This is a genomic window from Paraburkholderia phenoliruptrix (assembly GCF_902859825.1).
GTDB lineage: Bacteria > Pseudomonadota > Gammaproteobacteria > Burkholderiales > Burkholderiaceae > Paraburkholderia > Paraburkholderia phenoliruptrix.
On sequence record NZ_CADIKB010000009.1, the window covers coordinates 164,588 to 183,537 of the forward strand.

Sequence of the window (18,950 nt, forward strand, 5' to 3'; positions counted from 1 at the left end):
TGCAGGCTCACGCCGTCAGCGTGACGCGCGCGAAGCGGCGCTTGCCGACCTGGACCACGTATTCGCCGGCCTCGACTTTCAGGCCCTTGTCAGACACCGTCGCGCCGTCGATCTTCACGCCGCCCTGCTCGATATTACGCAGCGCTTCGCTTGTCGACGGCACGAGGTTCGCCTGCTTGAGCAACTGGCCGATGGCAAGCGGCGCCCCGGCGAGCGCGACCGCCGGAATGTCGTCCGGCACGCCGCCCTTCGCGCGGTGATTGAAGTCTTCGAGCGCACGCTCCGCGTCGGCTTGCGAATGAAACCGCGCGACGATTTCCTGCCCGAGCATCACCTTGAAGTCGCGCGGATTGCGGCCGGCCTCGGCTTCTTTCCTGAACGCGGCAATCTCGTCCATCGGACGGAACGACAGCAGTTCGAAGTAACGCCACATCAGCGTGTCGGAAATACTCATCAGCTTGCCGAACATATCTGTCGGTTTTTCGCTGATGCCGATGTAATTGTTCTTCGACTTCGACATTTTTTCGACGCCGTCGAGCCCTTCGAGCAGCGGCATCGTCAGAATGCATTGCTGCTCCTGGCCGTACTGCTTCTGCAATTCGCGACCGACCAGCAGGTTGAACTTCTGATCCGTGCCGCCGAGTTCGAGGTCGGCGTTCAGGGCCACCGAGTCGTAGCCCTGCATGAGCGGATACAGGAATTCGTGAATCGAAATCGGCACGCCGCTCTGAAAACGCTTGGTGAAATCCTCACGCTCGAGAATTCGCGCGACCGTGTAGCGCGACGCGAGCTTGATCATGCCGTCGGCGCCGAGCGGCATCGACCATTCGCTGTTGTAGCGAATCTCGGTCTTTTCGCGATCGAGCACGAGCGCGGCCTGCTCGAAGTAAGTCTTTGCGTTCGACTCGATCTGTTCGCGCGTGAGCGGCGGGCGCGTGGCGTTGCGGCCCGACGGATCGCCGATTAGCGAGGTGAAATCGCCGATCAGAAAAATGACCGTGTGACCGAGGTCCTGCAACTGGCGCATCTTGTTCAGCACGACCGTGTGGCCGATGTGGATGTCGGGCGCGGTCGGATCGAGCCCAAGCTTGATGCGCAGCGGCGTGCCGGTCGCCTGGCTTTTCGCGAGTTTTTGCGCGAATTCGTCTTCGATCAGCAATTCGTCGACGCCGCGCTTCGTAACGGCGAGCGCGTGACGGACTTCGTCGGTGATCGGGAAGGCAGGGGCGGGGTTCGGCTTGTTGGACTCGGTGCTCATGCTGGAAACGTGAAGTCGCGAAAAAAACAGATTGTCCCATAGATGCGCGCCGCCGCGCCCACCAAAGCCGTGGCGGCCGCGCCTCTACGCGGCGATTGGCACGCCGCGTCCGGGTTCGAGGCCACGCGGCCGCTTCATATTCGAGCGCGCTTGCGTCGATAATCTGCTACAACCTTCGCAAACGAGCGATCAGGAACGAGCCGTGAATCCGCAACGAATCATCGACAGAAGCAGTAACGTGACCCAAGACTCCGCAGACGGCGTCTATTTTGGTCTCATGTCCGGCACGAGCATGGACGGCGTGGACGGCGTGGCCGTCCGCTTCGCCGAAGGCAAGCCGCCCGTCGTGCTGGCAGAGGCGTTCGTGGGTTTCGCCGCCGGCTTGCGCGAGGCGCTGTTCGCGCTGCAACAGCCGGGCGCCAACGAAATCGAGCGCGAGGCGCTCGCGGCCAACGCGCTCGCCACGCGCTATACCGTGTGCTGCCATGAACTGCTGCGCGGCTGCCACGTGTCCGCGGCTGAAGTCCGCGCCATCGGCGTGCATGGGCAAACGGTGCGGCATCGGCCGGAAAAGGGTTATACGCGGCAGATCAACAATCCGGCGCTGCTCGCCGAGATGATGCATATCGACGTGGTCGCCGATTTCCGCAGCCGCGATGTCGCCGCGGGCGGCCAGGGCGCGCCACTGGTACCGGCTTTTCACGCGACGGTGTTCGGCGCCAAAAACGAGACGCGCGTGGTGTGCAACCTAGGCGGCATCAGCAATATCACCATTCTGAACGCGACCGGCGGCGTGCGCGGCTTCGATTGCGGTCCGGCGAACGCGCTGCTCGACGAGTGGGCGCAACGTCATCTCGACAAGCCATTCGACGAGAACGGCCAGTTCGCGGCGAGCGGCCAGGTGGACCGCTCTCTGCTGAATGCGTTGCTCGACGAGCCGTATTTCGTCCAACAGCCGCCCAAGAGCACCGGCCGCGATCTCTTCAACGCCGAGTGGCTGGACGCGAAACTGCAGCCGTTCGCAGCGCTCGCGCCCGCCGACGTGCAGGCGACGCTCGTCGCGCTGACCTCGGTGACGGTCGCGCGAGAAATCGAACGGCATGCATCCGACGCGAGAGCGGTCTATGTCTGCGGCGGGGGCGCGCGCAATCCGGAGATTCTTAAGGCATTGCAACGGGCGCTGGAAGACAGCGGCGTGAGCGGCGTGCCGGTCATGACGACGGACGCGCTCGGTGTGCCGCCAAGCCAGGTGGAGCCGCTGGCGTTTGCGTGGCTGGCGATGCGCTGCATCGCGAGACTGCCGGGCAGTTTGCCGGCCGTGACAGGGGCGAGCGCCGAGCGGGTGCTGGGGGCGATTTATCCGCGTTAATGCCGGGCCCACCTGGCAAGCCGGGTGGGCTTCCGCACCCGGTCGTTGCGCCCTGCCGGCAACGAAAAACGGGGCCGAAGCCCCGTTCCTTGATGCGGATGTGCTGTTGCCCGGCTGGCGTTCAGACTGAGAACGACGAACCGCAGCCACAAGTCGTGGTGGCGTTCGGATTTTTGATGACGAACTGCGCGCCGTTGATGTCGTCCTTGTAGTCGATCTCGGCGCCCACCAGGTACTGGTAGCTCATCGAGTCGATCAACAATTGCACGCCGCTCTTGTTCATGACGGTGTCGTCTTCGTTGACGGCTTCGTCGAACGTAAAGCCATATTGAAAGCCCGAGCAGCCGCCGCCCTGCACGAAAACGCGCAGCTTCAGGTCCGCATTGCCTTCTTCTTCGATCAGTTGCTTGACCTTGTCAGCCGCTGCGTCGGTAAAAACGAAGGGGGCGGGCATCTCGGTCACGGGTGTGTCGGTGACTGCGTTCATTCGAACTCTCCAGAAATCTCTAACCGCTATTGTAGGGCCGATCTCAATATCGTGCTGATGCCCACAAAATCAATGGGTTCTTACAGGATTCGCCCGCAGCAGCGGCAGCGGGCGACGAATTGGCGCTGGGCGGCCGCCACGGCGAGGCACGGCGGCGGTGGCGCGGGGTCGAGGCATCGAGGCGCACCGGCGTGCAGGCGTTGAATGAGCTGCGCCCACATCCACCGGTCGCGGCGAAGGTATAAAAAAAGCCGCCTTCGCGACAGCGTTGGCGGCTTTTGCAGCGTTCCGGCGAAAAACCGGTTCGCGCCCGAAACGATTAACGCTTCGAGAATTGCTTGCGGCGACGTGCCTTGTGGAAACCGACCTTCTTACGTTCCACTTCACGAGCGTCACGCGTCACGAAGCCGGCCTTCGACAGTTCCGGCTTCAGCGTTGCATCGTAGTCCATCAGCGCGCGGGTGATGCCGTGGCGAACCGCACCGGCTTGACCCGTTTCACCGCCGCCCGTCACGTTGACCTTGATGTCGAACGTGGCAGCGTGGTTCGTGAGTTCCAGCGGCTGACGCACGATCATCAGCGACGTTTCGCGCGAGAAGTAGTCGGCGATAGGCTTGCCGTTCACAACGATGTCGCCCTTGCCTGCCTTGATGAACACGCGTGCGACGGCGCTCTTGCGGCGGCCCGTGCCGTAATTCCAGTTACCGATCATGTGGGCTCCCCTTAGATCTCGAGCGCCTTCGGCTGTTGTGCCGAATGCGGATGCGTTGCGTCAGCGTAGACCTTCAGCTTCTTGATCATCGCGTAGCCGAGCGGGCCCTTCGGCAGCATGCCCTTGACCGCCTTCTCGAGCGCGCGGCCCGGGAAGCGTTCCTGCATCTTGCCGAACGTCGTTTCATAGATACCGCCCGGGTAGCCCGAGTGACGGTAGTACTTCTTGTCCGTGGTCTTGTTGCCCGTGACCTTCAGCTTGCCGGCGTTGATAACGATGATGAAATCACCGGTGTCGACGTGGGGAGTGAATTCAGGCTTGTGCTTGCCGCGAAGACGGTGTGCCACTTCGCTGGCGACACGCCCGAGAACCTTATCCGTCGCGTCAATCACGTACCATTCGCGCGCCACCTCATGGGCTTTTGCGGAAAACGTCTTCATGATCGATCCAAAAAAATTGCTGCGCCCAATGTGTTTTTTCCTGCTTGTAGTGTGCGCATCGAGGCGCGTGCAGGCTCTCCCTGTTCTTCCTCCGCGGGCGCGGATGCGGAAAAGCCCTGAATTATAAAGGAATTTGCGACGCCAAGTCAAAATGTACGGGACTTGGTGCCGCAAGGCGCCGCCAACAGACTTCAAAGCTGCTTCAAAGCGCCCCGCAACGGGCCGGCGTTCTTACGAAACGCACCCTCGAGCGCGGCAAAATCGCAGGCGAAAAAAAAACCCGAACAAGTGGTTCGGGTTTAATCCACCAAAGGAGGAGGTGGAGGAGACAGCGGAGGTTGCGCACTGCTGCAACCGATGGACCAATTATATGAAGCATCCTTGTGCGTTGCAAGAACATTTGCAATGCGAAATCACATTTTATATTGTGGGATTTGCACACACATCTGCCGAGCTCCCCGCTACACCGGCAGATCAAGGTGTCGCGACGCCGCACATGCGTCGGCTAAGGTCAACCCTTAGAGTAAAACCCCTAAATATCCCGCACTATTCGAGCGACGACGCAACATGCCGCGCCGCAACACGCAAGCCGCTATCGCGCATAAATTTTCCGTCGAAGCCCCCTCGGACGGACACTCAAAGGCCGGGCTACAATGCCGTCTCGATATTGCGCAGCGCGGTGGAGCACAGCATGGAATGCAAAGTGAGCTGGATGGGGCAAGACGGCATGGCGTTCGCGGCCGAGACAGGCAGCGGCCACCTGGTCGCGATGGACGGCGCGCCGGAAGGCGGCGGCCGCAACCTCGCGCCGCGCCCCATGGAAATGGTCTTGCTCGGCACGGGCGGCTGCACCGCCTACGACGTCGTGATGATTCTGAAGAAAAGCCGTCAGGAAATTGCCGGTTGCTCGGTCACGCTGAAGGCCGAGCGCGCCAGCGAAGATCCGAAAGTGTTCACGAAAATTCACTTTCACTTCACCGTGACCGGCAAGAACCTGAACCCGGCGACCGTGGAGCGCGCGATCAACCTGTCGCACGACAAATATTGCTCGGCGTCGATCATGATCGCCAAAACGGCCGAACTGACGCACTCGTTCGACATCGTGGCGAGCTGAGCATCGCGGTCGGCGCGCCCGGCGCGGTTCGGCCCAGGCACCCACGCGCGCGGCGCGTGATGTGCCGCGCAAACGTGCCGCGCAAACCCTACGTACCGCTGAAATAAAAATGCCGGCGTCCTGAAAAGACGCCGGCATTGTGTTGTGAGGTGGCAAAGCAGGCCGATAAGCCGGATTCTGTGCACGCGCAACGTCCGAAGACGCGACGCGCGTGGCAGCCATTCCTCTAGGCGCGCCATTACTGACGCGCTCAAGCTTCCTACCCGCAGACGAGACGGGGGCCCCGCCCTGCATCTCGAAGATGCGCGCCTGCCTACTTGGAATTGCTCCGGGTGGAGGTTACCGTGCCGGTCTGCCTTGCAGCAGCCGCGGTGCGCTCTTACCGCACCGTTTCACCCTTACCTGATCCCGGCTTGCGCCGGGCCATCGGCGGTTTGCTTTCTGTTGCCCTGTTCCGCGTGTCGCCACGGATGGCCGTTAGCCATCACCCTGCCCTGTGGAGTCCGGACTTTCCTCGCCCCCGCCGCTTCCAACGTGTGAAACCGCCGAGGCCGCGACTGCCTGGCCTGCTTTGCTGGCGCCGATTTTAGCATCTGTGCGCCGGCCCGCGCGGAACACCGACTTGTCGTCGTAAAAGCCCGGCTCGTCGTTCTGCCGCCACCAGCCGGGGATGCCCAGCACCGGAAGCGGCGCGAACAGCCGGCTCGTGAGCGCCTCTGTGCTCAGCAAAGCCGTGCTGACCGCCTCGTCGAGCCACGCGTCGCGCAACGCTGCATCCCATTCGAAATAGGCGGGCGGCACCTCGACGATCCATGCGTGGCCGGTGCAGGCCTTGAACGGTGCGATCAGCTTCTCGAGCAACGCATGGCCGAAACAGCGCACCTCGCAGCTCGCGCCCCACGCATCGCGCCGTTCAACGAACAACGTGCGCCAGTCGAAGCCGCGGAGCGCCGCGCTCAGGGCCGGATCAGCCGACGCGAAGAGCAGCGCATTTTCGTCGAAGAGCGTCAGCGCGTCACGCACGCCGCCGCGCGTCGGCCCAACGCCCAGTTGGTCGATCGCCGCCGACTGCCGCGCGTTCAGCGCCGCCTTGATGCGCGGAAACGCAAACCACATCGACGCATTGAAGAAGTCGTGCAGATTGTGGCGCGTCGGCACGCAGCCGGTGGACGCGATATGCGCCTCGTAGGCGGCGCCGGGCGGCAGGTCGTCCTGCGCGATAAACGCAAGGCGCTGGCCGCGGCCGGTGAGCTGGCGCGTCTGCCCGGCGTCGGCATTCATTTCGGCGAGCAAGGCGGCGTAGCTTTCGAGCGCCGCACGCTGCCAGCGCTGGCCGCGCGCGGCGAACTGGGCGAACCACGGCCTTGACCAGTCGATGGCGGCGAAGGCTGACGCGTCGGGCGCCAGCGCTTCATTTCCGGCTCGCCGGCCCGGGCAAGAGCGTGCGCTCGCATCGCGCCCGTGCGGCAGATCACGCACGTCTTCGCGCTGCGCCATCCTCATCCTCGCCTCACACCAAACGCCAGCCGATCGGTTCACCGCCGCGCAGCGGCACAACCGGCGTATCGCCGACGGGCAGCTCCGCGGGCAGCGTCCATTCCTCGCGGCGCAGCGTGACCTGCTCGCTGTTGTGCGGCAGACCGTAAAAATCCGCGCCGAAGAAGCTCGCGAAGCCTTCCAGCTTGTCGAGCGCGCCGGCTTTGTCGAACGCCTCGGTGTACAGCTCCAGCGCGTGCAGCGCGGTGTAGCAACCCGCGCAGCCGCACGCGTGCTCCTTCAGGCCCTTCGGATGCGGCGCGCTGTCCGTGCCGAGGAAGAAACGCGGATTGCCCGACGTAGCCGCCTCCACGAGCGCCACGCGATGCGTCTCGCGCTTGAGCACCGGCAGGCAGTAGTAATGCGGGCGAATGCCGCCCTGGAAGATCGCATTGCGGTTATAGAGCAGATGGTGCGCGGTGATGGTCGCGCCCAGCAGATCGGGGCCGACGCCCGCTTCGCGAATGTAGTCCACCGCGTCTTTCGTCGTAATGTGCTCGAACACCACCTTCAGCGCCGGAAAATCGCGGCGCAGCGGCGTCATGACCCGGTCGATGAACACCTTTTCGCGGTCGAACAGATCGATCGACGAATCCGTCACCTCGCCGTGCACGAGAAGCGGCATGCCGGTTTCCTGCATCGCCTCGAGTGTCTTCGCGCACTTCATGATGTCGGTCACGCCCGCGTCGGAGTTGGTCGTCGCGCCGGCCGGATACAGCTTCACGCCGTGCACGAAGCCGCTTTCGCGCGCGCGGCGAATTTCGTCGGGCGGCGTGTTGTCGGTCAGATACAGCGTCATGAGCGGCTCGAAGTTCGCGCCGGCCGGGATCGCGGCGACGATCCGCTCGCGGTATGCCGCCGCCATCGCCGTGGTCGTGACCGGCGGCTTCAGGTTCGGCATGATGATCGCGCGGCCGAACTGGCGCGCGGTGTCCGGCAACACCGCCGCCAGCATGGCGCCGTCGCGCACGTGCAGGTGCCAGTCGTCCGGGCGGGCGAGCGTGATGGAGTCGCGGAAATCGGGGGAAGCGTTGGAAGCGGTCATGGCGAGAGGAGAACGGGAGCGGAACGGATGGCAGCGCCGAATGCGCACGATACGGAATAATGCCCGGACCAATGCACCGACGATGAGGTCAAACCGTTGTGTTGCGGCCTGAATACACGTCAATTTTGCTATTTGGCGCTTCTGGCTCGGTGATATGCTTGGAAAATCATCATTGTAACGGCTTGCCCCGTTCACAGGCTCACCCGCAACATGTGCCAACTTCTCGGAATGAATTGCGCCGCGCCGACGGACGTCACGTTCTCTTTCACCGGCTTTGCGGCGCGCGGCGGCGTCACCGATCACCATGCCGACGGCTGGGGCATCGCCTTCTTCGAAGACAAAGCGTGTCGCCTGTTCATCGACCATCAGTCGTCGGCCACTTCGCCGATCGCCGAAATGGTCAAGCGCTATCCGATCAAGTCGAAAAACACGATCGCGCATATCCGCAAGGCGACGCAAGGCCACATCCTGCTCGAAAACTGCCACCCGTTCATGCGCGAATTGTGGGGGCGCCATTGGATCTTCGCGCACAACGGCGATCTGAAGGACTATTCGCCGGTGCTCTCCGGCGTCTATCAGGCGGTCGGCACCACCGACAGCGAACTCGCCTTCTGCGCGCTGCTCGAAGGGTTGCGCAAGGCGTTCCCAGGCGCGCAGCAGCCGCCGCTCAACGAGCTGTTCGCCGCGCTCGAAACGCTCACGCGCGAGATCACCCAGTTCGGCGTGTTCAATTTCCTGATGTCGAACGGCCAGGCGCTGTTCGCGCATTGCTCGACGCACCTGCATTACATCGTGCGGCGCTGGCCGTTTTCCACCGCGCATCTCGTAGATGCCGACGTGTCCATCGACTTCGCCAAGTACACCACGCCCGAAGACCGCGTCGCCGTGATCGCGACCCAGCCGCTCACGGACAACGAAGTGTGGACCGCATTTGCTCCAGGCGATCTGCTGATGTTCCAGCACGGCGACGTGATTGGCCGCGTCAATGTACCGGTGCCGGCGTCGGTGCTGGAAAAGCTGCGCAATCCGTGTCTGGACGCGTCGGCTTCGGCAAGCACGATTGCGGCTTCGGTCGCCGCTTCGCCTGCTCTCGCGGAAGTGGAAGTCGATCTCGAAGCGGCGGACGACGCCGCGGCATTCGAGTCGTGACGCGCGCCGGCGAACCCGCCGCGCGTCGATAAAAAAAGCCGCTCGTTCGAGCGGCTTTTCGTTGGCCGAGCGCCGCGCAAAAAGCGCTGCGGCCTCGGGTGTTCCAGCCTCAGTGCAGGATCTTCGCCAGAAAATCCTTCGCGCGATCCGACTTCGGATTGGCGAAGAAGTCTTCCTTGCGGTCGTCTTCGACGATCAAACCCTTGTCCATGAAAATCACGCGGTGCGCGACCTTCTTCGCGAAGCCCATTTCGTGCGTCACGCACATCATGGTCATGCCTTCCTGCGCGAGTTCGACCATCACGTCGAGCACTTCGTTGATCATTTCCGGGTCGAGCGCGGACGTGGGCTCGTCGAACAGCATCGCGATCGGGTCCATGGACAGCGCGCGCGCAATCGCCACACGCTGTTGCTGACCGCCCGACAACTGCCCCGGAAATTTGTCCGCGTGCGCGCGCAGGCCGACGCGCTCCAGCAGCTTCAGACCCTTCGCCGACGCTTCGTCCTTCGAGCGGCCGAGCACCTTGATCTGCGCGAGCGTGAGGTTTTGCACGATCGACAGATGCGGGAACAGCTCGAAGTGCTGGAACACCATGCCGACCTTCGAGCGCAGCTTCGACAGATTGGTTTTCTTATCCGTCAGCGACTGCCCGTTGATGACGATCTCGCCCTTCTGGAACGGCTCCAGACCGTTCACGGTCTTGATCAGTGTGGACTTGCCCGAACCCGACGGGCCGCACACCACGACGACTTCGCCCTTTTTGACTTCCGTGGTGCAGTCGGTCAGCACCTGAAACTGGCCGTACCACTTCGAAACATTCTTGATAGAGATCATCTTGCGACCTTTTTCTGAAGACCTTTGACGAGGCTCGACGCGATCACGCAGATCACGAAATAACACGCGCCCGCGAACAGTACCATTTCGACATTCGTGCCGTCACGGTCGCCAATATTCGTGGCGGTGCGGAAGAAGTCGGCGAGGCTGATCACATAGACGAGCGACGTATCCTGAAACAGCACGATGCCCTGCGTGAGCAGCAAGGGCACCATCGCGCGAAATGCCTGCGGCAGGATGATGAGGCGCATGGCCTGCCCGTAGCCCATGCCGAGCGCGAACGCCGCGTTGACCTGCCCGCGCGGCACCGCCTGAATGCCCGCGCGAATGATCTCCGAGTAATACGCCGCCTCGAAGAGCGAAAACGCGACCATGGCCGACGCGAGACGAATGTCGATATCCGCCGACAGCCCGAGCACGTTCTGCAGCACCTGCGGCACGATCAGGAAGAACCACAGCAGGACCATCACGAGCGGGATCGAACGGAAAATCGTCACGTAGCCCTTCGCGAACCACTCGAAAGGCTTGAACGACGACAGCCGCAGCATCGCGAGGACCGTGCCCCAGACAATGCCGACCACGATCGCGATCAGCGTGATCTTGAAGGTGACGATGGCGCCGGTCCACAGCGTAGGCAGTGCGCCCGGAATACCGCTCCAGTCGAAATGGTGCATCACTTGCCTCCGATATAGCCGGGCAACCGGGTTCTTGCTTCGACCCAGCGCATCAGTTGCATCACGACCAGGTTGATCAGCACGTACGCGAGCGTGACCGCGATGAACGACTCATAGGTCTGGGACGTGTAATCGACGAGCTGACGCGCCTGCGCCGACAGGTCTAGCAGACCGATGGTCGACGCGACCGCCGAGTTCTTGAAGATATTCAGGAACTCGGACGTGAGCGGCGGCACGATGATGCGGTACGCGACCGGCAGCAGCACATAGCGATACGTCTGCCATTGCGTGAAACCCATGGCGAGGCCCGCGGCGCGCTGGCCGCGCGGCAGCGCGTTGATGCCCGAGCGCACCTGTTCGCACACGCGCGCGGCGGTAAAGAGCCCGAGGCAAATGATCGACGCGGAGAAGAACTGCGCGCCCGGCGGCAGTTGCTTGAACCAGTTGCCGATGGAGACCGGCAGCAGTTCCGGTATCACGAGATACCAGGTGAAAAACTGCACGATCAGCGGAATGTTACGGAAAATCGCAACGTAGACGGTGCCGATGCCCGACGCCCATTTATTCGGCACCGTGCGCAGCACACCGAAAAACGAACCGACGATCAGCGCGATCACCCATGCCGACAGCGACACGGTAATCGTCACCCAGAAGCCCGACAGCAGCCAGCCCAGATAAGTGGTCGGCTCGCCGGTGGAGACCGGACTTAGCAGAATGCCCCAGTTCCAGTGATATGACATGACCAAGACTCCAGCAAAAAGAAACGGAAGAAGCGCGCGGCCCCTTCCGTTTCATTCAGCATTTCAAAAAAACAGCTAAGGTTTAATCGATTGCCTTGTCATTCGGGCTCTTGAAGAGCGCCTTGATGTCGTCGCTTTCCGGGAAGTTCAGGTTCAGTCCCTTCGGCGGAATCGGCGATTCGAACCACTTCTTGTAGATCTTGTCGGCTTCGCCCGAGGTTTCGACCTTCGCAATGGCCTCGTCCACCACCTTCTTGAACTCCGGATCGTTCTTGCGCAGCATGCAGCCGTACGCTTCATGCGACTGCGGCGCGCCGACGATCACGAAATCGCCCGGATTGTTCGACTTGGCGCGCTCGCCTGCGAGCAGCGCGTCGTCCATCATGAACGCGGCGGCACGGCCGGTGGACAGTGTGAGGAACGACTCGCCGTGGTCCTTCGCGCTGATGATGTTCATGCCCATGTTCTTGTCCTGATTCATCTTGCGAAGCAGGCGCTCGGACGTGGTGCCGGCGGTCGTGACGACCGTCTTGCCCTTCAGGTCGGCCCAGTCCTTGATGCCCGAGTCCTTCTTGGTCATCAGACGCGTGCCGATCACGAAGATCGTGTTCGAGAACGCCACCTGTTGCTGGCGTTCCGCGTTATTCGTGGTGGAGCCGCATTCCATGTCGACGGTGCCGTTCTGCACCAGCGGAATACGGTTTTGCGACGTGACCGGAATCAGCTTCACTTTCAGGTTCGGCGCATTCAGCTTCTGCTTGACCGCGTCGACCACCTTCAGCGCGAACTCCTGCGAATAGCCGATCACATTCTGCTTGTCGTCATAGTAGGAAAACGGAATCGACGATTCGCGGTGACCCAGCGAAATGACGCCCGTGTCCTTGATTTTTTTCAGCGTGCCGGCGTCCTGCGCGTGCGCGCCAACCGTAAACAGTCCGAGAGTCGCGAGCAGCAGCGCAGCCTTTTTAACCTTCATGTTTGATCTCCTTGGCAAGAACCGGCGCCAGTTTAGCAAAGTAATTATTCTGAAAGTACGGCAGTAAACCATGGTTGTTGCGTGTACGCCGCTATCGGCGGGCGGCGGCTTCGCGCAGTCGGTCAAGGTTTCCGGATATGCAAAGGCGGGCGGCATCTTTACGATGCCGCCCGCCAGGTCCAACGCGCGCTCTTGTGGAGCACGTTCAGCCATGCGCATTCACGTGAAATGCACGGCGCATCCGCGAGGTAGCGGACCCGCCGTTTTTGCTTCCGCCGGCCGTTTTAGCAGCTTGCGATCAGGGGTACAGGCCGCGCATTTCGCGCGCTTGCAGAATCCGCTTACACGCGACGATAAACGCCGCGGTGCGCACGGAGACGCTCTGCTCGCTCGACACCTGCCACACGGCGGCGAAGGCTTCGCGCATGACGCGCTCGAGGCGCTGGTTGATTTCGTCTTCGGTCCAGAAGAAGCTGGAAAAGTCCTGCACCCATTCGAAGTACGACACCGTCACGCCGCCGGCGTTGGCCACCACGTCCGGAATCACGAGGATGCCGCGGTCGTGCAGGATGTCGTCGGCCGCCGTGGTGGTCGGGCCGTTCGCGCCTTCCACGACGATCCGCGTCTTGATCTTGCCGGCATTCTTTTCGGTGATCTGGTTTTCGAGCGCCGCCGGAATCAGGATGTCCGACTCCACGGTCCAGAACTCTTCGTTCGTCACCGCGTCGGCTTCCGGGAAACCGCCCACGCCGCCCGTCTTCGCGACGTGCTCGAGCAGCGCGACCGCGTCGATACCCGTCGACTTGTACAGCGAGCCCGTGTGGTCCTGCACCGCGACGACTTTCGCGCCCGCTTCCTGGAAGAGACGCGCGGCAATCCCGCCCACGTTGCCGAAGCCCTGCACGGCGATGCGTGCGCCTTCGATGTCGAAACCGATGCGGCGTGCCGCTTCACAACCCACCACGAACACGCCGCGGCCCGTTGCTTCCCGTCGGCCAAGCGAACCGCCGAGCGTGATCGGCTTGCCGGTCACGACGCCGGTTGCCGTTTGGCCCTGGTTCATCGAGTACGTGTCCATCATCCACGCCATGATCTGCTCGTTCGTGTTCACGTCCGGCGCGGGAATGTCGGTATTCGGTCCGATGATGATGCCGATTTCGCTCGTATAGCGGCGCGTCACGCGCTCCAGTTCGCCACGCGAAAGCTTGCGCGGATCGAGGCGAATGCCGCCCTTCGCGCCGCCGTAAGGAACGTTCACCGCGGCGTTCTTGACCGACATCCACGCGGACAGCGCCATGACTTCCGACAGCGTCACGTCCTGGTGATAACGCACGCCGCCCTTGCCCGGACCGCGCGACACGTTGTGCTGCACGCGGTAGCCCTCGAAGTGCGCGACCGTGCCGTTATCGAGTTCGATAGGCACGTCGACGATCAGGATGCGCTTCGGGCGCTTCAGGGTTTCGAGCCAGCGGGACAGCGAGCCGAGGTACGGCGCGACGCGGTCGACCTGGCGGAGGTAGTTACCCCACGGGCCGAGGTCATCGCTATTCAGGTAGGAGGGAACGGACTGCAACGTTGAGGCGGATTGGGCGACTTGCTGCTGGGAAGACATGAACGCTCCGGCGTTGTTCGAATAGCAGCATTGTCGAAAAACGCCAATTTGAAATCCAATGCCGTTTCCTTATCCGGTTATGTTTTTTTTGCATAACCGCTCGGAAGCTGCAAGTTCGTGTCGCGGGCGCGCACGTTTGCGGCCGGGCTTCATGCAGGTTCCAGGCAACCCTCGACCCGCTTTCAAGCGCAGCTCGCGTCGGTGTTCATATGCCGCCGTGCGCCAGTTCTTCCGACACCACGTCCCACAGCTGCCGCACCAGGATCTGCCGTGCGTCGTCGCTTTTGGCGGCCAGCTTGTCGCGGTAAAGGCGTATTTCCATGGTGAGCGTGAGTTGCCCCTCGGGCGTGCCGCGCGTGGCGCGGTCGAGCCGGATGAGCTTGCCGTCCGCGACGGCGTCTTCCACCGCGCTGTGCGGCAGGAAGGCAATGCCGTGGCCGGCGAGCGCCATCGCCTTCAGGCCTTCGGCCATGTCGGTCTCGTAAAGCCGGTCCAGATAGAGGCGCTCCGGCGCGTTGGCCAGAATGACCTCGGTCATGCGCCCGAGATAAGCATTGGGCGTATACGACAGGTAAGGCGTGGGCGCCTCGGCGGTACCCGGCAACGTGTGACGGGGACGGCCCGCGCGGCCCGGCGCGGAAAACGGGCTGATCGGCTCGTTGCCGAGCGTCAGCATGTCGTAGCGGCCCGGATCGAGCGCGACGGGATGGCTGGGATGGTGATAGCCCATCATCAGATCGCAGCCGCCTTCCACCAGCGAGAGCGCCGCGTCGTGCACGTTGAGCGCGCGCAGCCGTGTGTGAATCGGGCCCATTTGCGCCTCGATGCGTTGCAGCCAGCGCGGAAAGTAGGTGAGCGACAGCGTGTGCGGCACGGCGAATTCGATGGTCGCCTGCGGCGTCGCGGTGTGGCCGCGCAGCAGTGCGCGGGCCTCGTGGAACTGCGACAGCATGGCGAGCGCCTGCTCGTTGAACACCTGGCCCGCCGGCGTCAGCCGCGTCGGATACACCGAGCGGTCGATCAGTTCCGTGCCGAGCCACGCCTCGAGCGCCTGGATGCGCCGCGAGAACGCCGGCTGCGTGACATGGCGCAGTTCAGCCGAGCGGCTGAAACTGCGCGTTTCCGCGAGCGAAACGAAGTCTTCGAGCCATTTGAGTTCCATGCGAAGCCTGCTGCCGGCGAGAAAGAAGAAGTCAGCATTCTAGTGGGTCCGCGGGTCCACTCCATCGGGTCGGCGGTCGCGTCAGCCGTGCGAGGCTCAGCGCGGCTCAGTGCAGCCGGGTTCGGTTCGGGCGCCGTCCGCCGGATTCCGGGCGAATCCGCCTGTAGTGGTAAAATTCGCGGTTCCCTCCGTTCCGATCCGCCCGCTGTCACTTCAGCAGGCGCTCAACGCTTAGACCAGCCGCCATCATGTCCGACACCCGCCCCGACACCCTGTTCGCGCTGAATGCGCTCTCTCCGCTCGACGGCCGCTACGCGTCGAAAACCGAAGCCCTGCGCGACTGGCTCTCGGAAGCCGCGTTCATGCGCAATCGCGTGACGGTCGAAATTCATTGGCTGATCGCGCTGTCGCGCGCCGGCTTCGCCGAAGTGCCGCGCTTCTCCGAAGCGTCCGAGCAGTTCCTGCTGCAACTGGCCGAGCGCTTCACCGCGCACGACGCCGCGCGCATCAAGGAAATCGAGCGCGTGACCAACCACGACGTGAAGGCCGTCGAATACTGGCTGAAGGAGTCGGTCAAGGGTCAGGAGGAACTGGAACGCGCGAGCGAGTTCATCCACTTCGCATGCACGTCGGAAGACATCAACAACACGTCGCATGGCCTGATGCTCGCGGGCGCCCGCGAGCACGTCATTCTGCCGGCGCTGCGCACCGTGCACCAGAAGCTCGTCGCGCTCGCGCACGCGCATGCCGCGCAGCCCATGCTGTCGCGCACGCACGGCCAGCCGGCCAGCCCGACCACGCTCGGCAAGGAAATCGCCAACGTGGCCGCGCGCCTCGCCCGCGCCATCGAGCGGATTGCGAAGGTCGAGCTGCTCGGCAAGATGAACGGCGCGGTCGGCAACTTCAACGCGCACCTGTCGGCGTATCCGGAATTCGACTGGGAAGCGTTCTCGCGCGAAGTGGTCGAACAGCGCCTGAAGCTCACGTTCAATCCGTACACGATCCAGATCGAGCCGCACGACTACATGGCCGAACTGTTCGACGCCGTCGCGCGCGCGAACACGATCCTGCTGGACCTCGACCGCGACGTCTGGGGCTATATTTCGGTCGGCTATTTCAAGCAGCGCACCAAGGCCGGCGAGATCGGTTCGTCGACGATGCCGCACAAGGTCAACCCGATCGACTTCGAAAACTCCGAAGGCAACCTGGGCCTCGCGAACGCCACGCTGCGCCACCTGGCCGACAAGCTGCCGGTTTCGCGCTGGCAGCGCGACCTGACGGACTCGACGGTGCTGCGCAACATGGGGGTAGCGTTCGGCTATTCGCTGCTCGCGTACGACTCCCTGATCCGCGGTCTGGACAAGCTGGAAGTGAACGCGCAGCGTCTGAACGAAGACCTGGACAACTGCTGGGAAGTGCTGGCGGAGCCGGTGCAAACGGTGATGCGCCGCTATGGCATCGAAAATCCGTACGAGCAGCTGAAGGAACTGACGCGCGGCAAGGGCATCACGCGTGAGGCGCTGCAGGCGTTTGTCGGCGGCCTGGCAATTCCGCAGGACGCGAAAGACCGCTTGCTCGCCATGACGCCGGCATCGTATATCGGCAAGGCGGTAGAACTGGCGAAGCGCATCGGCTAAAGCCTGACGCATGACGCCCGAAGCTTGACGCGTTACGCCTTGCCCGACCCCGGCCGGATGTAAGCGCCGCAGCAAAAGAAAAGCCGCTCCAAGGAGCGGCTTTTTCACATGTGAACGACAAAAGGCGAGAAACCTAGCGCTTATCGATCTGTTTCAATACGTCGTCGACAATCTGCTCCGGCGACAGCTCGATGCTCACCGTCACCGCCTCATCCGCGCTCGGCTCCTCGAGCGTGTCGAGCTGGCTTTGCAGCAGCGACGGGTCGAAGAAATGGCCGGTGCGCGTGGTGAGACGCTCCTGCAGCACCTCGCGCGAGCCCTTCCGGTACACGAAGCACACGTCCTTGTCGCCGTCGCGCAGGATGTCGCGGTATGAGCGCTTCAGCGACGAACACGTGAACACCGCCGTCTCGCCCGCCTTCTGCTTTTCTTCGATCGCGGCGCGGATAGTTTTGAGCCACGGCCACCGGTCTTCGTCGGTGAGCGGAATGCCGTGGTGCATCTTCTCCTTGTTGGCGGCGCTGTGAAACGCGTCGCCGTCGGTGAACGCGCAGTGCAGGCGTTCCGCCAGCATCTCGCCGATTCTCGTCTTGCCGGCGCCCGACACGCCCATTGCGATCAAAATCATCAAAAACTCCTTACAGGACCGCCGCCAGCGCGAAGGTCAAGCCCAAACCCATCAACGAAATGATGGTCTCGAGGAGCGACCATGTCTTGAAGGTCTGCCCCACCGTCATACCGAAGTATTCCTTGATCAGCCAGAAACCGCCGTCGTTCACGTGCGAGAAGATCAGCGAGCCTGAGCCCGTTGCCAGCACGAGCAGTTCCGGCTTCACCTGAATGGCGCTCGCCGCCGCGATCGGCGCGACGATGCCGCAGGCGGTCGTCATGGCGACCGTCGCCGAACCCGTAGCGAGACGGATCAGCGCGGCAACGAGCCAGCCGAACAGCAGCGGCGACAGATGCGCCGAGGTTGCCGCGGCGACGATTTCCTTCGAAATGCCGCTATCCATCAGCACGCGTCCGAAACCGCCGCCCGCGCCGACGATCAGCGTGATGCCCGCGATCGGCGCAAGACATTCGCCGCAGAACTTCTGGATCTGATCACGATTGAAACCGCGGCTCGCGCCGAAGGTCCAGAAGCTGACGAGCACGGCGATCAGAAGCGCTACGTCGGAATTGCCGACGAAGTGCAGCAGGTCGTTCGGCAGCGTCTTCGGCGTGAAGACAAGATCCGCCCAGCTGCCGACCAGCATCAGGATCACCGGCAACAGCACCGTGAAGAGCGTCACGCCGAAGCTCGGCAGATCGCGCCTGGGCGCCGCGCTCGCGCCGCCGGGGGTGCCCGACATTGCCACTTCTTCCTTGTTGAGGAATTGCGAGGCCAGCGCGTTGTCCTTCGGCAGCTTCACCGTGCGATGAATCAGCAGCGCAAAAAGCGGACCGGCGACGATAGCCGTGGGCACACCGACAATCAGGCCATACGCGATCGTCTTGCCGATATCCGCGTGATACTGCTGCACGGCGAGCATCGCGGCCGGGTGCGGCGGAATCAGTCCGTGCACGACGGACAGGCCCGCGACCATCGGCAAGCCGACGAGCAGCAGCGACTTATTGGTGCGCTTGGCGACGTTAAACGCAATCGGAATCAGCAGCACGAAGCCGACTTCGAAGAACACCGGCAAACCAACGATGATCGCGACGACCATCATCGCCCAGTGAATGTTCTTCTCGCCGAACCAGCTGATGAGCGTGGTGGCGATGCGCTCGGCGCCGCCGGATTCGGCCATCATCTTGCCGAGCATCGTGCCGAGACCCACCACCACCGCGATGTGGCCAAGCGTATTGCCGTTGCCCGTTTCGAACGACTTGACGATGGTCGCCATCGGCATGCCGGACACGAGCCCGAGCAGCAGCGACACGATAATCAGGACGAGGAACGGATAGACCTTGAAGCGGGTGATCATCAAGATCAGCAGGGCGATGGCGATCACCCCGTAAACCAGCAGCATGCTGCCGTGAACAGCTTCCATGAAGCTCCTCCTTTGCGTTATTGATTGTGGGTGCGGACGACGGCAGCCACCTGTTTTATGGCGACCGGCGCGCCTCAAAAGCTGCGAACCACGCGGTCGCTGAATTTTACTGTCTGTTGTCTCGAAAAGCCCGCGAAACCAGCATGTCCATCTGCAACGAAGCCTCGCCGC

General features: G+C 62.8%; 17 protein-coding genes, 1 other RNA gene and 1 pseudogene. 4 read left to right on the top strand and 15 right to left on the bottom strand.

Annotated elements, in window-relative coordinates; all coding sequences use genetic code 11:
• Positions 1-7 precede the first annotated feature (7 nt).
• Positions 8-1,258, bottom strand: a complete 1,251-nt coding sequence (tyrS, locus tag HV711_RS12825) for a tyrosine--tRNA ligase (protein ID WP_035482802.1) — start codon at positions 1,256-1,258, stop codon at positions 8-10.
• A gap of 238 nt (positions 1,259-1,496) precedes the next feature.
• On the opposite strand from tyrS, the gene HV711_RS12830 reads away from it, so the two are divergent.
• On the top strand, positions 1,497-2,627 hold the full coding sequence (locus tag HV711_RS12830) for an anhydro-N-acetylmuramic acid kinase (protein ID WP_035482840.1): 1,131 nt from the start codon (positions 1,497-1,499) through the stop codon (positions 2,625-2,627).
• A gap of 121 nt (positions 2,628-2,748) precedes the next feature.
• On the opposite strand, the gene erpA is transcribed toward HV711_RS12830, so the two are convergent.
• The 3 genes from erpA to rplM all read right to left on the bottom strand — a co-directional run bounded on the left by erpA (position 2,749) and on the right by rplM (position 4,266).
• Positions 2,749-3,114 (bottom strand): iron-sulfur cluster insertion protein ErpA, encoded by a 366-nt coding sequence (gene erpA / locus HV711_RS12835; RefSeq protein WP_007180424.1) that lies wholly within the window; start codon positions 3,112-3,114, stop codon positions 2,749-2,751.
• Between the two features lie 319 nt (positions 3,115-3,433).
• Complete coding sequence (gene rpsI, locus HV711_RS12840) at positions 3,434-3,826, bottom strand: 30S ribosomal protein S9 (RefSeq protein ID WP_013340464.1); 393 nt, start codon at positions 3,824-3,826, stop codon at positions 3,434-3,436.
• Positions 3,827-3,837: 11 nt separating this feature from the next.
• Entirely contained in the window at positions 3,838-4,266 is a 429-nt protein-coding gene (gene rplM, locus HV711_RS12845; RefSeq protein WP_013340465.1) for a 50S ribosomal protein L13, read from the bottom strand.
• Between the two features lie 691 nt (positions 4,267-4,957).
• On the opposite strand from rplM, the gene HV711_RS12850 reads away from it, so the two are divergent.
• On the top strand, positions 4,958-5,380 hold the full coding sequence (locus HV711_RS12850; protein WP_008919632.1) for an OsmC family protein: 423 nt from the start codon (positions 4,958-4,960) through the stop codon (positions 5,378-5,380).
• 150 nt (positions 5,381-5,530) lie between these two features.
• On the opposite strand, the gene rnpB is transcribed toward HV711_RS12850, so the two are convergent.
• From rnpB to pyrC, 3 genes and pseudogenes are all read right to left on the bottom strand, one after another.
• Positions 5,531-5,953: RNase P RNA component class A (gene rnpB / locus HV711_RS12855), an RNA gene on the bottom strand.
• Positions 5,954-6,040: 87 nt separating this feature from the next.
• Positions 6,041-6,883 (bottom strand): annotated as a pseudogene (locus tag HV711_RS12860) (DUF3025 domain-containing protein); the annotation flags it as partial.
• Positions 6,884-6,890: 7 nt separating this feature from the next.
• Positions 6,891-7,961 carry a dihydroorotase gene (gene pyrC / locus HV711_RS12865; RefSeq protein ID WP_028361486.1) on the bottom strand — a complete coding sequence of 357 codons (1,071 nt, stop codon included), beginning with the start codon at positions 7,959-7,961 and terminating at the stop codon, positions 6,891-6,893.
• A 210-nt stretch (positions 7,962-8,171) separates the two neighbouring features.
• Here pyrC and HV711_RS12870 point away from each other — a divergent pair, with 210 nt between their 5' ends.
• Positions 8,172-9,110 (top strand): class II glutamine amidotransferase, encoded by a 939-nt coding sequence (locus tag HV711_RS12870; RefSeq protein ID WP_081588226.1) that lies wholly within the window; start codon positions 8,172-8,174, stop codon positions 9,108-9,110.
• 109 nt (positions 9,111-9,219) lie between these two features.
• Here the strand turns inward: HV711_RS12870 and HV711_RS12875 are convergent, their stop codons facing one another.
• The 6 genes from HV711_RS12875 to HV711_RS12900 all read right to left on the bottom strand — a co-directional run bounded on the left by HV711_RS12875 (position 9,220) and on the right by HV711_RS12900 (position 15,109).
• The gene (locus tag HV711_RS12875) at positions 9,220-9,945 is read right to left on the bottom strand and encodes an amino acid ABC transporter ATP-binding protein (RefSeq protein WP_013589589.1); all 726 of its coding nucleotides are present in this window, start codon (positions 9,943-9,945) and stop codon (positions 9,220-9,222) included.
• Positions 9,942-10,619 carry a glutamate/aspartate ABC transporter permease GltK gene (gene gltK / locus HV711_RS12880; protein WP_013589590.1) on the bottom strand — a complete coding sequence of 226 codons (678 nt, stop codon included), beginning with the start codon at positions 10,617-10,619 and terminating at the stop codon, positions 9,942-9,944. The genes HV711_RS12875 and gltK overlap by 4 nt, the downstream gene beginning before the upstream one ends.
• Complete coding sequence (locus HV711_RS12885) at positions 10,619-11,359, bottom strand: amino acid ABC transporter permease (RefSeq protein WP_013589591.1); 741 nt, start codon at positions 11,357-11,359, stop codon at positions 10,619-10,621. The genes gltK and HV711_RS12885 overlap by 1 nt, the downstream gene beginning before the upstream one ends.
• An 82-nt stretch (positions 11,360-11,441) precedes the next feature.
• Positions 11,442-12,335, bottom strand: a complete 894-nt coding sequence (locus HV711_RS12890) for a glutamate/aspartate ABC transporter substrate-binding protein (protein WP_013589592.1) — start codon at positions 12,333-12,335, stop codon at positions 11,442-11,444.
• 298 nt (positions 12,336-12,633) lie between these two features.
• Positions 12,634-13,947: a Glu/Leu/Phe/Val family dehydrogenase gene (locus HV711_RS12895; protein ID WP_013589593.1), complete on the bottom strand. Its 1,314-nt coding sequence runs from the start codon at positions 13,945-13,947 to the stop codon at positions 12,634-12,636.
• Positions 13,948-14,152: 205 nt separating this feature from the next.
• Positions 14,153-15,109 carry a LysR family transcriptional regulator gene (locus tag HV711_RS12900; RefSeq protein ID WP_013589594.1) on the bottom strand — a complete coding sequence of 319 codons (957 nt, stop codon included), beginning with the start codon at positions 15,107-15,109 and terminating at the stop codon, positions 14,153-14,155.
• Positions 15,110-15,357: 248 nt separating this feature from the next.
• Here HV711_RS12900 and purB point away from each other — a divergent pair, with 248 nt between their 5' ends.
• Positions 15,358-16,746, top strand: coding sequence for an adenylosuccinate lyase (purB, locus tag HV711_RS12905; RefSeq protein ID WP_013589595.1), 1,389 nt, complete (start codon positions 15,358-15,360; stop codon positions 16,744-16,746).
• Positions 16,747-16,879: 133 nt separating this feature from the next.
• On the opposite strand, the gene HV711_RS12910 is transcribed toward purB, so the two are convergent.
• Together HV711_RS12910 and HV711_RS12915 are read right to left on the bottom strand one after the other, a co-directional pair.
• The gene (locus tag HV711_RS12910) at positions 16,880-17,374 is read right to left on the bottom strand and encodes a gluconokinase (RefSeq protein WP_035485173.1); all 495 of its coding nucleotides are present in this window, start codon (positions 17,372-17,374) and stop codon (positions 16,880-16,882) included.
• Positions 17,375-17,384: 10 nt separating this feature from the next.
• Positions 17,385-18,779 carry a GntP family permease gene (locus HV711_RS12915; protein ID WP_013589597.1) on the bottom strand — a complete coding sequence of 465 codons (1,395 nt, stop codon included), beginning with the start codon at positions 18,777-18,779 and terminating at the stop codon, positions 17,385-17,387.
• Between the last annotated feature and the right edge of the window lie 171 nt (positions 18,780-18,950).